General features: G+C 71.4%; 13 protein-coding genes. 9 read left to right on the forward strand and 4 right to left on the reverse strand.

Annotation, left to right across the window (positions count from 1 at the left end; genetic code table 11):
* Positions 1–5: 5 nt before the first annotated feature.
* Entirely contained in the window at positions 6–911 is a 906-nt protein-coding gene (locus tag IPI43_28640; protein MBK7778038.1) for a hypothetical protein, read from the forward strand.
* Positions 912–945: 34 nt separating this feature from the next.
* Here the strand turns inward: IPI43_28640 and tsaB are convergent, their stop codons facing one another.
* The gene (tsaB, locus tag IPI43_28645) at positions 946–1,656 is read right to left on the reverse strand and encodes a tRNA (adenosine(37)-N6)-threonylcarbamoyltransferase complex dimerization subunit type 1 TsaB (GenBank protein ID MBK7778039.1); all 711 of its coding nucleotides are present in this window, start codon (positions 1,654–1,656) and stop codon (positions 946–948) included.
* A 97-nt stretch (positions 1,657–1,753) separates the two neighbouring features.
* Here tsaB and IPI43_28650 point away from each other — a divergent pair, with 97 nt between their 5' ends.
* The 3 genes from IPI43_28650 to IPI43_28660 all read left to right on the forward strand — a co-directional run bounded on the left by IPI43_28650 (position 1,754) and on the right by IPI43_28660 (position 4,566).
* Positions 1,754–2,335 carry a tRNA 2-methylthio-N6-isopentenyl adenosine(37) hydroxylase MiaE gene (locus IPI43_28650; protein MBK7778040.1) on the forward strand — a complete coding sequence of 194 codons (582 nt, stop codon included), beginning with the start codon at positions 1,754–1,756 and terminating at the stop codon, positions 2,333–2,335.
* Between the two features lie 111 nt (positions 2,336–2,446).
* Positions 2,447–3,049, forward strand: a complete 603-nt coding sequence (gene lepB / locus IPI43_28655; GenBank protein MBK7778041.1) for a signal peptidase I — start codon at positions 2,447–2,449, stop codon at positions 3,047–3,049.
* Complete coding sequence (locus IPI43_28660) at positions 3,046–4,566, forward strand: radical SAM protein (GenBank protein MBK7778042.1); 1,521 nt, start codon at positions 3,046–3,048, stop codon at positions 4,564–4,566. Before lepB ends, IPI43_28660 begins: the two co-directional genes overlap by 4 nt.
* 421 nt (positions 4,567–4,987) lie before the next feature.
* On the opposite strand, the gene IPI43_28665 is transcribed toward IPI43_28660, so the two are convergent.
* The 3 genes from IPI43_28665 to IPI43_28675 are packed head-to-tail and all read right to left on the reverse strand — an operon-like array spanning position 4,988 to position 6,898.
* Positions 4,988–5,554, reverse strand: a complete 567-nt coding sequence (locus IPI43_28665; GenBank protein MBK7778043.1) for a biopolymer transporter ExbD — start codon at positions 5,552–5,554, stop codon at positions 4,988–4,990.
* A gap of 35 nt (positions 5,555–5,589) precedes the next feature.
* Positions 5,590–5,931 carry a hypothetical protein gene (locus IPI43_28670; GenBank protein MBK7778044.1) on the reverse strand — a complete coding sequence of 114 codons (342 nt, stop codon included), beginning with the start codon at positions 5,929–5,931 and terminating at the stop codon, positions 5,590–5,592.
* Positions 5,897–6,898: a glycogen/starch synthase gene (locus tag IPI43_28675; GenBank protein MBK7778045.1), complete on the reverse strand. Its 1,002-nt coding sequence runs from the start codon at positions 6,896–6,898 to the stop codon at positions 5,897–5,899. Before IPI43_28675 ends, IPI43_28670 begins: the two co-directional genes overlap by 35 nt.
* Before the next feature lie 575 nt (positions 6,899–7,473).
* On the opposite strand from IPI43_28675, the gene IPI43_28680 reads away from it, so the two are divergent.
* The 5 genes from IPI43_28680 to IPI43_28700 are packed head-to-tail and all read left to right on the forward strand — an operon-like array spanning position 7,474 to position 11,959.
* Positions 7,474–8,304: a hypothetical protein gene (locus IPI43_28680; GenBank protein MBK7778046.1), complete on the forward strand. Its 831-nt coding sequence runs from the start codon at positions 7,474–7,476 to the stop codon at positions 8,302–8,304.
* Positions 8,305–8,358: 54 nt separating this feature from the next.
* Positions 8,359–9,288, forward strand: a complete 930-nt coding sequence (locus tag IPI43_28685; protein ID MBK7778047.1) for a TIGR01777 family protein — start codon at positions 8,359–8,361, stop codon at positions 9,286–9,288.
* Positions 9,289–9,301: 13 nt separating this feature from the next.
* A complete protein-coding gene (locus IPI43_28690) occupies positions 9,302–10,294 on the forward strand; it encodes a calcium/sodium antiporter (protein MBK7778048.1) in 993 nt (330 codons plus the stop codon).
* 4 nt (positions 10,295–10,298) lie between these two features.
* Positions 10,299–11,273, forward strand: coding sequence for a bis-aminopropyl spermidine synthase family protein (locus IPI43_28695; GenBank protein ID MBK7778049.1), 975 nt, complete (start codon positions 10,299–10,301; stop codon positions 11,271–11,273).
* A complete protein-coding gene (locus tag IPI43_28700) occupies positions 11,270–11,959 on the forward strand; it encodes an NUDIX hydrolase (protein MBK7778050.1) in 690 nt (229 codons plus the stop codon). Before IPI43_28695 ends, IPI43_28700 begins: the two co-directional genes overlap by 4 nt.
* The last annotated feature ends 11 nt before the right edge of the window (positions 11,960–11,970 follow it).

Here is an 11,970-nt window from a genome sequence, read left to right on the forward strand (position 1 = left end):
CCAGCATGGCCTCGGTCGCGCGGTTCACCACGCTCTCCGTCGCGCTGGCCATGCTCACCGTCGGTGCGGGCTGTGGCTCGCGTGACGAGGCCGTTGGTCCAGCGGCGGCTGGCTCCACCGCCGCACCCGAGGGCACGGTCGCTGACACCGAGGCGCCTCGCGCTGGCGCTGTGCCGCAGGGCATGGTGCGCGTCCGTGGCATGGTGCGCCTCGCCGAAGGCTCCGAGCTGCCCGGCTATACCGATGAAGAGATTGGTCGCACTGCGGACCGTCCCGAGGTCCCCGAGGGGTGCTCCCCGGCACGGGCCAGCGACACCCGCCCCATGCGGCTCAGCGACCAGCGCGGCGTGGGCGGCATCCTGGTGACGGCCACGGGCAACCTCGAGCACTTCCGCCAGCTCCCTGCGGTGGCGCCACGCACCATTCCGCTGGGCATCCGAGACTGCCGCCTCGAACCGACGTTGATCGTGGCGGCGGTGGGCGACGTCATCGACCTGACCAACCACTCACCGCGCGCGTTCCTCACCAGCTTCACCACCGACCCGATCAACGAGGCGCAAGCCACGGGTCGCTCGCGTCAGCTCGAGGTCATTCGCCCTGGCGTGCAGCGGGTGGAGTGCACCATCGCCGCAGGCTGTGGCCGCACCGAGGTGGTGGTGCTGGCGCACCGCGTGGCCGTGGTGACCGACCGAGAGGGCCGCTTCGAGCTGGACGTGCCCGCCGGCGCCGAGGTCACGCTGCATGCCTGGCACCCGCTCATGCGGCGTCGCGAGGGCGAGGCGCGCCTCACCATCGATCAGGCCGTCGCCGGGGAGACCCGCACGCTGGACATCCCGCTGTCGCTGACGCCCGTTCCCGAGAACCCCCCCGTGCCGCAGAGCCCGCCTCTCCCGGGCGTGCAGCTCGAGTAAGACGCGTCACGCGCCGCGCCTGGTCGTCGGGCGCTCAGCGCGCCTTCGGCAGCGCGGCGTCGGGAGGCTTCAGGTACTCCGGCTCGAGGGTGGCCAGGTCGCGCGCTCGCTCCGCCACGACCTCGTCGAGCAGCGCGGCAGCGAGCGCTGCGGGCGTCAGCACCTGCAGCCCGGGGGCGAGCGCAATGAACTGCTCGGGGACCGTGAACGACTCGGGATACAGCGCGGCCCCGTCGCCCAGCAACCCCACTGGGCCCACACCGGCGTCTGCAGCGGCCGCCGTCAACCGCAGCGCGGCCGCGGCAGGCGTGGCGTGAAACGGCGCGAGCAGCTCGAGCAGCCCACCGGCCCCCGGTGCATAGAGCGCGGCGTAGACCTCTCCGCGGTAGGCCCGCGTGACCACCCCGATGGCCCCCGCGGGTGACGCGCTCGACAGCACTCCAAAGGCCAGCGCGCGCAGCGACGACACCCCATAGAGCGCGCGCCCCCGACCCAGGCACAGCCCCTTGGCGGTGGCCAGCCCCACGCGCACGCTGGTGAAGCCTCCCGGCCCCAGGGTCACCCCCACGGCGTCGAGGTTGGCGCGGTCCAGCTGGGCCTCGGCCAGCAGCTCCCCGAGCTCGGGCAGGAGCACCTCGGCGTGCTGACCACCGGTGTCACACACGCGCCCCACCAGCGGCTGGCCAGGGCGCACGAGCGCCAGCACCAAGGCTGGGCTGGTGGTGTCGATGCAGAGCAGGTTCATGGCATTCTGGGGGGCTCCCGGCGCTTCCGGGGCGGGCCAGCTTCCTTGACGGGGCAGGGCCGCCACATTACTACGCTTCATCGCTGCGGCCCGCCTGATGTTGAACCTACTGGAACCGACCCCGCCGCATTGGGTGGAACACGCCGCAGCGGATCTGCCCCGGCTGCTGTCGGACCACGCCCACTGCGAGCTCAAGGCCGCGCAGAGCGCGCTCAGCCTGGTGGGCCGCTTTGCGGGCGAGGCGCCGGAGCTGGTGGAGCCCTTGGTGGCCCTCGCCAAGGAAGAGACGCAGCACTACCAGCTGGTGCACCAGCGCATCGTGGCGCGCGGCGAGAGCATGGCGCTGCCGGCCTCGGACAAGTACGTGCGCAGCCTGCGTGACGCGGCCCGCGAAGACCACCGCGAGGCGCCTGCGCTCCTGGACCGCCTGTTGGTGTGTGCGTTCATCGAGGCGCGCAGCTGCGAGCGCTTCAAGCTGCTTTCCGAGCACCTGGCCGACACGGACCTGGCCCAGTTCTATGGCGCGCTCATGGTCAGCGAGGCGCGCCACTACGCTCTCTTCAGCGGGCTGGCCGAGGCACGCTACGGCCGCGACGCACGGCAGCGCATGCAGCGCCTGGCCGAGCGCGAGGCCGCCATCGCCGCCCACCTCCCCCTCGGCCCCACGGTGCACGGATGAGCGAAGATCAGAAGCCCGAGAAGCGCCGCGCGCCGCCCGAGGACGACAGCCTGGCGGCCAACGTCAAGACCATCGCCGGGCGCCATCGCGCTGGCGCTCTTCATCCGCATCGTGTTCTTCGAGGCCTTCGCCATCGACGGGCCCTCCATGGAGCCCTCGCTGCTCAACGGCGACCGCGTGGTGGTGGCCAAGTACCCCTACGGCCTGTTCCTGCCATTCTCGCGCGAAGCCATCCTGACGTGGGGCTCGCCCGAGGTGGGCGACGTGGTCATCGTGAAGAGCCCGCAGGACGAAGAGGACATCGTGAAGCGCGTCATCGGTGTGGCCGGCGACACCGTCTCCATGGTGGACGGGCAGGTGTTCCGCAACGGCGAGGCCGTTCCCACCGTGGAGGTGGGCGTCTGCGAAGAAGACTCGCAGAAGGTGGTGGACCCGGAGTGCCGCGTCTACGAAGAGACGGTGGGCGACCGCTCGTGGCGCACCAGCCACGCGGACCTCGGGTTCGCGAGCCGCGACCTCGCCAACTGGGCGCCGGTCACCGTGCCCGACGGGCACATCGTGGTGTTGGGCGATCACCGCGATCAGTCCAACGACAGCCGCCGCATCGGCCTCATCCCGCTGAGCCGCGTGAAGGGTCACGCGCTCTTCATCTATTGGTCCAACGACCCCGGCCGCGAGCATCGCTGGGGGCGCATGTTCCAGGGGATCCGTTGAGTCACGGCGCGGACGTCGAGGCGATCCGCGCGCGCCTGCGCGACGAGCTGGGCACCCTGGTGGTGGACGCCCCCGAGAGCGTCGCGTTCGTGTACCCGAGCCCCTACCACACGGGCATGTCGTCGCTGGGCTTCCAGACGCTGTATCGGGCCATCAACCAGCAGCCGAGCCGCGCCGCGCACCGCGCGTTCCTGCCGGACGACGTGGCGGCCGCGCGTCAGAGCCGGGCTCCGCTGATCACCTACGAGGCGCTGCGCCCAGTCAGCAGCTACACGGTGATCGCGCTCTCGGTGGCCTACGAGCTGGAGCTCGCCGGGGTGGTGGAGTGCCTCGAGCTGGCCGGGCTGCCGCCGCTCGCGGAAGACCGCAACGCGAGCCACCCCATCGTCATTGCGGGCGGGCCGCTCACGTTCTCGAACCCGCTGCCGCTCGCGCCCTTCGTGGACGTCATCCTCATGGGCGAGGCCGACGAGACCATCCACGAGGCGCTCGACATCGTGTTTGCCGAGGGCGACCGCGCGGCCGTGCTGCGCGCGCTGGCCGACCGCATCCCCTCGGCCTTCGTGCCGGCGCTGCACGGCGACGCCATGCCGCCCGTGGCCAAGTCGAACGACGCGTGCCTGCCGGCGTACTCGCAGATCCTCACGCCTCACACCGAGCTGCGCGAGATGTTCTTGGTGGAGCCCGAGCGGGGCTGCCACCGCGGCTGCGAGTACTGCGTGATGCGCCGCTCCACCAACGACGGCATGCGCACGTTCGACATCCAGAAGGTGCTCTCGCTGGTGCCCGAGCAGGCTCGCCGCGTGGGCTTGGTGGGCGCCGCCACCACCGACCACCCGCACATCGCCGAGCTGGTGGAGCGGCTGTGCGACACCGGCCGCGAGGTGGGGCTGTCCTCGCTGCGCGCCGACCGCCTGAACGACCGCCTGTGCGCGGCGCTGCGGCGCGGCGGGCAGACCGTGCTCACCACCGCCAGCGACGGTGCCAGCCAGCGCATGCGCGACCGCATCCAGCGCCGTGCCCCCGAGAGCGTGCTGGTGAGCGCCGCCGAGTTCGCGCGCGCGCACGGCTTCAAGCGCCTCAAGCTCTACATGATGCTGGGCCTGCCGGGCGAGAACGACGACGACGTGGACGAGCTCATCGCGTTCAGCGTGCGCCTCAGCCAGATCGTGCCGCTCTCGCTGGGCATCGCGCCCTTCGTGGCCAAGCGCAACACACCCCTCGACGGCGCGGGCTTCGCGGGCATCAAGCTGGTGGACGGGCGCCTCGACCGCTTGCGCAAGGGCGTGCGCGGCAAGGTGGACGTGCGCGGCACCAGCGCGCGTTGGGCCTGGGTGGAGTACGTGCTGGCGCAGGGCGGTCAGGCCGAGGGGCGCGCCGTGCTCGACGCGGTGCACAACGGCGGCGCGTTCCGTGCCTGGAAAGACGCCTTCGATGCGCTGCCGGCCGAGCGTCCCACGCGCGCGTTGGTGCGCCCGGGCAACAAGCTGGGCAGGGCGCTGCAGGTGCTGGGGTAGCCTGCGGCTGAAGCGCCGAAGCCTGAGGATTCTACACATCTCGCAGGCGGCCGATTCACCTGCTGCAAGGCACTATGGGCACCCCGGACTGAAGTCCGGGGCAGCATCCCGGGCGCGGACTGCGTCTTTGAAGGTCGGATGGGCGTGCATCATTCACGGCGGGGAGCTCACGTTCCCTGCGGAACCGCCCAGTCCGGGCCGTTAGGGGCTGGACTTCCGCGTCGGTCAGGGCGAGGATGCCTGGCTTTCAAGCCGGGGTGCCAAAGTCCCTTGAAACATGACCGATTCATGCTGACCGGAGCCTGCCAAGACTTGTGTTGAATCCTCAGGCTGAAGCTGTGGGTGCCGACCGTGCCTTCCGGCGAATCGAATCGGCCTCCTCGCGAGCTGCATCGGTTCTTCAGGTTTCAACCTGGAGCTCTCAGCGAGCCGTGCCCGGCGCGATCCAGCGCACGTCCGGGAACAGTGGCGCGCTGACCGGCCCGCGCAGGGCGTCCATCGCGTGGATGACCTCGTCGTAGGGCGTGTCTCCGGTGGCGGAGAGGTCCACGCGCTGCCCGGCCGCGAGCGAGCCTCGCAGTGCCGTCGCGCAGCTCCGCAGCCCGAGCCAGTCGTGCTGGCCACCGACCAGCGGAACGGTCACGGCACCATCGCCTTCCGCCGTGCACCCGGGAGCCAGCCGCTGGCCATCCAGAAACACGTGCACGCCGTCATGCCCGAGGTGCACCAACGGCGGAGCGGGAGGCACGGGCGCGCGCGGGGAGACGCCCGACCCGCGCGTCTCGGGCACCTCGCTCGGCACCTGCGCGAGGGCGAGCGTGGCGGTCACCGTCATCAAGAGGAACATGATGAGGTTCACCACCACGTCCAGGAACGGGACGATGTTGAGCTCACCGTCGGCGCTCTCGGCGCCGGCTTCGGCGCTGGCGCGCAGCTGATGGTCGACCTTGCGGAGCAGCCGGCGCTGCCGGAACGTGAGTGTGCGCATGGCGATAGGACACCGCGCACCCCATTTGGTTCCGGCTACGCGGCTTCTTCTTCGCGGACCGGCAGGGCGCTCTTGTAGGCGCGCACGAAGCCGTGGGCGGCCTTGGCCCAGCTGTTGTCCAGCTCCATCACGCGGCGCTGCAGCGGCAGGAAGGCGTCACGCTGCAGGTACGCGGCGATGGCGCGCTGCGTGGTGGCCAGCAGCGACGGGGCGTCCAGCGCGTCCGCCAGGAACACGTTGCCGCTGCTCAGTGTGCCGTCGCAGTCCACGAGGGCGTCGGCCACGGGAGCCGAGCGCGCGAGGATGGGCAGGGTGCCGTAGCGCTGCGCTTCGCGCGCCAGGTCACCCATGGCCGAGAGCGAGAGCAAGAGGTCCACCGAGCCCACGATGGCGTGCGTGAGCGCGCGCTCGCTGCCGGTGCGGATCTGGAGGCGGTCCGGGAAAGCGGTCCCAGAGGTCCTCGAGGCTGGCCACGACTTCGCCGCTGCCGTCGGCCTGCACCACGATCTGCACGTCGTTGCGCAACAGCTCGGCGGCGGCGGACACGAACGCGGCGAGCGCGCCGGTGTCGCGGGCGCTAGCCACGACGCCGATGAGCGGCACTTCGGGGCGCACGGGCAGGGACAGCTCACGCTGCAGGCCGGCCTTGCTGCGCGCCTTGCCGCTGCGGTCGATGGGGTCGAAGCGCGACGAGAGGTGCGAGTCGGTGAGCGGGTTCCAGAGGCTGGTGTCCACGCCGGTGGCCACCACGCGCACGGACTTGCCGGCGCGGTCGTCCACGTGACGCTCGGCCAGCACGCCCAGCACGGCCTCGGCTTCCGATGCTGTGGACGCGATCAGCGTGGAGGCGAGGTCCAGCGAGCGCGCCAGCACGTCGGCGTCGGCGCTGAGCACGCGCGGCGTGGGGTGGTCCATCTCGGCCAGCTCACGCAGCGCCGCGGTGCCGCCGGCCCCGAGGCCATGCACGATCTCGGCGCTGATGGTGATGTCGTCCCGCACGAACGCAGCGGCGGCCTGAGCGAACACCGCGACACGGCGACGCACGGTGGCCTCGTCGCCGTCCGTGAGGTCGGCCGCCTTCGCGAAGATCTCCGGGTGGCCGATGTAGACCTGCTCCACCCCGTGGATGTTGCGCCCCGTGTACAGCTCGCAGGCGAACCGCTCACCGTCTACTTCGGCGCTGAGCTTGACGAGCCGTCGAGCCAGCGCGCGCTGGTTGGGGTCGATGCTCTTGTAGAGCGGGGAGAGCGTGGTGACGCGGTGATCGAGGGTCCGCAGAGACTTGGTGAGCGCTGCGGTGAAGGGGTCTTCCTCGAGTCCGCCCGTTAGGACGAGGATATTCATCAGGCCGCCACCATACACCGGGTTGTCGCGGGTCACCACCCGACTGCTCCCGTTGCTGTGAGGGAGGCGTGATCGATCCGCCGGGGCGGGGCGGGGGTCGCGGCGGGCACGGACGCGCTGGCGCGTCCTGTCGGGTCCTCCCTGAAAAACTGCACTTCGCTGCGCTGCGTTTGTTTTTGGGGGTCCTCCCCACGCCCTTGCTGACCCCCGCCCCGCCCCGGCGGTGGCTGACGTCTCGCGCTCGCGCGGGGAATCCGTCGGGGGATGCGCCGCTCCTGCGGTACAGGGGCTCGACTGAGCTCAGCGGGGGAGGCACGCCCCCGTCACGCCATCGTGACCAGTCTGTGCCGTGAGGTGGTTGGGCAGCGTGGCTCGATACACCGGGTCGTCGGGTCACCACCCGACCGCCACTCCTGCCGTGTGGGACGGGTCGCGGCCCAGGGGACCGATGGGCTTCTGCCCTCGCCCGTAGTAGTCAGCACCATGCGCCTGACTCCAGTCACCCCTTCGAATCGCTCGTGGTCTGCGCTTGTCCACCCCCTCGCGCTCGTGCTCGTGGGCTGCGCCGCCGCGGCGTGACGCCCACGACGCCCTCGGTCGTCACGAGCGACGTCATGCCGCGGCCCGTGCGTGCGGACTTCTCCTTTCCCTACGACGGCTTCACGGGCATCTCGTGGTGCGCTGTAGGGGAGCGGTACGAGCCGTGCGGCGAGCCCGCAGCGGACGGAAGCGAGCGCGTCCTCGGGGCACTCGTCGCCCCGCTGCTCGGTGACACCAGCATCGATGCGCCGATGCACCGGTCGGAGGTGGAAGTGTGGGTGCTGGAACGGAGGGGGATCGCGCGACGGGACTACGGGACTGCGCATCACTCCGGGGACGAAGAGGGGGTTGCGATCACGGACTACGTGCATCTCGATGCGCTGCCGAGCGGGGGAGAGGCCTTGCGCCTCGTCACCATCACGTGCTCGCCCGAAGCGCTCGAGGCTGATGCAGAGGGTGATCTGGACATCGACGATGAAGACCCCGATGCCTGTCGTGGCTGCCAAGACACCGCGCAGACGCGGTACGTCTATGCGGCCGACGGTAGGCTCATCCACCGTCAGGAGTTCTCGGAGAGCTGCGAGTGCGTCGACAGCCGCTTCACAGACACCGAGTTCCAGTATGAAGCGGGTATGGTCTCCGGAGTCCGGCACGTGGACTACGTGCACCCGACCTGCGTTGAGTTCGGTGAGGGATGGGACGTCGCCCAGATGCGCTACGCCAACGGGAGTCTGCCGGCGGAGGACCACTGGCTCGAGTGCCCCCTGACGCGTGACCATTCTACGCGCCCGCTCGAGCTCAGCTGCCGAAGCGATCTATCGGGCACCGAGACGTGGGGCCGTGTGGTGTTCCACTACGCCGACTGAGACGGCCGATGGGGCGAGGCCAGCCTCTCACCGCGATTTGTGGCAGGGTGGGTGATGACCGAGAACGTGCGTGAACCTTCGACCGTCGTGATCACCGGAGCCTCGGGCATGGTGGGGCGCGCGCTGTCGCGCTCGCTCCAGCAGGATGGCGTGCGGGTGGTGCGGCTGGTGCGGGGCCGCGGCGAGGTCGGGGCCGACGCCCGCTTCTGGGCTCCGGGCGACGGCGTGCTGGACCCGGCGCACCTGGCCGACGCCGATGCGGTGGTGCACCTGGCTGGGGCCAACATCGGTGACAAGCGCTGGACCGCCGCCGTGAAGCGTGACGTGCTCGAGAGCCGCGTGCAGGGCACGCGCTTGATCGCCCAGACGCTCGCGGGCATGACGGGCGCGCGGCCGGCGGCGCTGATCTCGGCGTCGGCCGTGGGCTACTACGGCGACACGGGGGCGCGCACGGTGGACGAGGGGGGGCCGCTCGGGACCGGGTTCTTGGCCGAGGTGTGCGAGGCGTGGGAGGGCGCGCTCGCTCCCGCGCGGGACGCGGGCGTGCGCGTCGCGGTGGCCCGCCTGGGGGTGATCCTGGACGGTCAGGGCGGTGCGCTCAGCAAGATGATCACGCCGTTCAAGCTGGGCGTCGGCGGCGTGGTGGGCTCGGGCAGGCAGGGCTTCCCGTGGGTGTCCCTGCACGACGTGGTGCGCGCCTTTCGCTTCTTGCTGGCGCACCCGAAGCTGCGCGGGCCGTTCAACGTGGTGGGCCCCGAGCTGCTCGACAACGCGGGCTTCACGCGCACGCTGGGGGCGTTGCTGCACCGGCCCACGGTGCTGCCGCTGCCGGGCTTCCTGGCGCGCGCGGGGCTGGGCGGCGAGATGGCCACCGAGCTGCTGCTGCAAGGCCAGCTCGTCACGCCCACGGCGCTGCTCGATGCGGGCTTCGTGTTCGACGACGCGGAGCTGCGCGCGGCCCTCACCCGGGCCCTGGCGAAGTGAGGCGGTCCACCCCATGACGTTTCCTCCTCTCGTGCTCGAAGGCCTCTCCATCCTGGGCGGCATCGCCTTTCTGGTGTGGGGCGCCGACCGCTTCGTGCTGGGTGCGTCCGCGCTCGCCAACAACATGGGCGTCTCGCCGCTGTTGATCGGCCTGACCATCGTGGGCTTCGGCACGTCGGCGCCGGAGATGCTGGTGTCGGCCGTGGCGGCGTCGCAGGGCTCTTCGGGCATCGCCATCGGCAACGCGGTGGGCTCCAACATCACCAACGCGGCGCTGGTGCTGGGCGCCTCCGCGCTGGTGGGTCCGCTGGCCGTGCACAGCAAGGTCATCCGTCGCGAGCTCCCGGTGCTGTTGCTCGTGTCGCTCGGCGCCTACGCGCTCATGTGGGACCGCCACCTCGGACGCGGCGACGGAATCGCCCTGCTGCTGTGTCTCATCGGCATGGTCAGCTGGGTGGTGCGCGAGGCGCGCATGGAGGGCAGCGAGGTCAGCCCCGACGCGCTGAGCGTGGAGATGGAGGACGAGATCCCGAGGGACATGTCCACGCCCGTCGCGCTCTTCTGGGTGGTCTTCGGGCTCGCGATCCTCATGGCCAGCAGCGACCGCTTGGTGTGGGGTGCCACGGGCGTGGCCCGCCACTTCAACGTCCCCGATCTGCTCATCGGGCTCACGGTGGTGGCCGTGGGCACCAGCTTGCCCGAGCTGGCCGCGTCGGTTGCGGCCTCCCGGCGTGGTGAAGACGACATCGCCATCGGCAACGTGGTGGGCAGCAACATCTTCAACCTGCTGGGCGTGCTGGCGCTCCCGGGCATCATCGCACCGGGTGGCTTCGACGAAGCGGTGCTGCGCTTCGACTTCCCCGTCATGATCGGGCTGACCGTGCTGGTGCTGGTGCTGGCGCGCGGCTTTCGCAACGAGCGACGGCTGACCCGTGCGCATGGCGCGCTGCTGGTCGCGTGCTTCGTGGCGTACAACGTCTATCTCTTCACCCAACACGCAGGCTGAGCCCATGCACGAAGGTGCCTTTCGAATTCTGCGCGCGCTTGGCGACCGGCAACGCAAGCGGCGGCCCGGCTTGGCCCGCTCCGCCGGGGAGGCCGAGTCGGTGGTGCGCGAGCTGCTGGAGCGCTACCCCAAGTGGTTCGACGAGGACCCTGACGGGGTGCGTGCCACGGACGTGGGCCTCGCGGCGCTGGCGACCGAGTTTGCCGCGCGCCGGCCAGCGGCACTCGACGCCGCCCAGACGGATCAAGACGCCACGGCGTTCGGGGCACTCGCCGAGGGCCGCGCGCCCCTGCGCCCCGAGCTCGATCAGGTGTGGGCCACCCCGGCCTCGGTGCTGGCCCGCGCACGCCACCTGATCACGGCGGGCGAGGTGCAGCGCGGGCTGGTGCTGCTGGGGGACGACGACCTCACCAGCTTGGCGCTGGGGCAGCTCGGGGCATCACGCGGCGTGCACGTGCTGGACGTGGACGACGCGCTGCTGGGCTTCCTGCGCGCACGCAGCGCGCAGCAGGGCTTCGCCGTCGAGACCACGCATCTCGACGCGCGGGAGCCTCTCCCGGCCGCGCTGCGCGGGCGCTTCGGCGCGCTGTTCACCGACCCCCCGTATGCCGAGGAGGGCTTCGCGCTGTTCCTGAGCCGCGCCATCGAGCTCACGCGCCCCGACGCGCGGCTGTACGTGTGCTTCGGCTCGAGCCGCCGCGCGCCCGAGCGGGGCCTGCAGAAGCAGCGCCTGATCGCCGAGGCGGGCCTGCTCATCACGGCCGTGCTCCCCGACTTCCACGAGTACGAGGGGGCGGAGAGCATCGGCTCGCGCAGCGCGCTCTACGTGCTGGAGAAGACGCCGCAGACGCGCGCGCTGCTGGCGGCCGACGCAGGCGCGGGCAGCGGCCCGCTCTACACGCGGCGCACGCCCAACCCCGAGGGCACCAAGCAGGCGCGCTCGAAGTTCAAGCAGCGCCCGCGCGGAGGTGGCGCGTGAGCGAGCCCGTCATCGCCCAGCCCTCGGCCACCGTGGTGCTGTTGCGTGACGCTCCGTCTCCGGACGGTGGCGTGGAGGTCTTGCTCGGCCAGCGCGGCGCGGAGCTCGACTTCCACGGTGGCGAGTGGGTCTTCCCGGGGGGCCGCGTGGACCCCGAGGACTGCCTCGGCGGCTGCGCCCGTGACTCGCGCGAGGCGGCGCTGCAGGCCGCGGTGCGCGAGTGCATGGAGGAGGTGGGCGTGGCCGTGTCGCGCTCCGCGCTGGCCGCGTGGTCGCACTGGACTACCCCGCTCGACCGCCGCAAGCGCTTTGCCACGTGGTTCTTCCTGGCGCCGTTCGAGGGCGGTGAGCTGCGCGCGGACGGCGCCGAGATGCAGTCGTGTCGCTTCATGAGCCCACGCGAAGCGCTCGCCGCTCAGGCCGCAGGCGAGCTCGGGCTGCCGCCGCCCACGTACGTGACGCTGGCCGAGCTGCTGCCGTTCGGGAGCGTGACCGAAGCGCTCGCGGCCGCCTCGGTGCGCACGCTTCCGGTCATCCTGCCGCGCCCACAGCAGGTGCCCGACGGGATGGTCTCGCTCTACCCGGGCGACGCGGGCTACGCGAGCGACCTGCTGGAGCACGACGGTCCGCAGCACCGGCTGATCATGCGCACCAGCGGCTGGCGCTACGTGTGCGACCTGGGCTGAGGGCGCAGCGT

This window comes from Sandaracinaceae bacterium, from assembly GCA_016706685.1.
Lineage (GTDB): Bacteria > Myxococcota_A > Polyangia > Polyangiales > Houyiibacteriaceae > JADJJE01.

What these genes read in the sequence shown, in the direction of transcription:
- IPI43_28675 (MBK7778045.1), bottom strand. Translation starts at nt 6,898, where the DNA reads ATGAATATCCTCGTCCTAACGGGCGGACTCGAGGAAGACCCCTTCACC.
- IPI43_28640 (MBK7778038.1), top strand. Translation starts at nt 6, where the DNA reads ATGGCCTCGGTCGCGCGGTTCACCACGCTCTCCGTCGCGCTGGCCATG.
- IPI43_28685 (MBK7778047.1), top strand. Translation starts at nt 8,359, where the DNA reads ATGACCGAGAACGTGCGTGAACCTTCGACCGTCGTGATCACCGGAGCC.
- IPI43_28695 (MBK7778049.1), top strand. Translation starts at nt 10,299, where the DNA reads ATGCACGAAGGTGCCTTTCGAATTCTGCGCGCGCTTGGCGACCGGCAA.
- IPI43_28665 (MBK7778043.1), bottom strand. Translation starts at nt 5,554, where the DNA reads ATGCGCACACTCACGTTCCGGCAGCGCCGGCTGCTCCGCAAGGTCGAC.
- tsaB (MBK7778039.1), bottom strand. Translation starts at nt 1,656, where the DNA reads ATGAACCTGCTCTGCATCGACACCACCAGCCCAGCCTTGGTGCTGGCG.
- IPI43_28650 (MBK7778040.1), top strand. Translation starts at nt 1,754, where the DNA reads ATGTTGAACCTACTGGAACCGACCCCGCCGCATTGGGTGGAACACGCC.
- IPI43_28690 (MBK7778048.1), top strand. Translation starts at nt 9,302, where the DNA reads ATGACGTTTCCTCCTCTCGTGCTCGAAGGCCTCTCCATCCTGGGCGGC.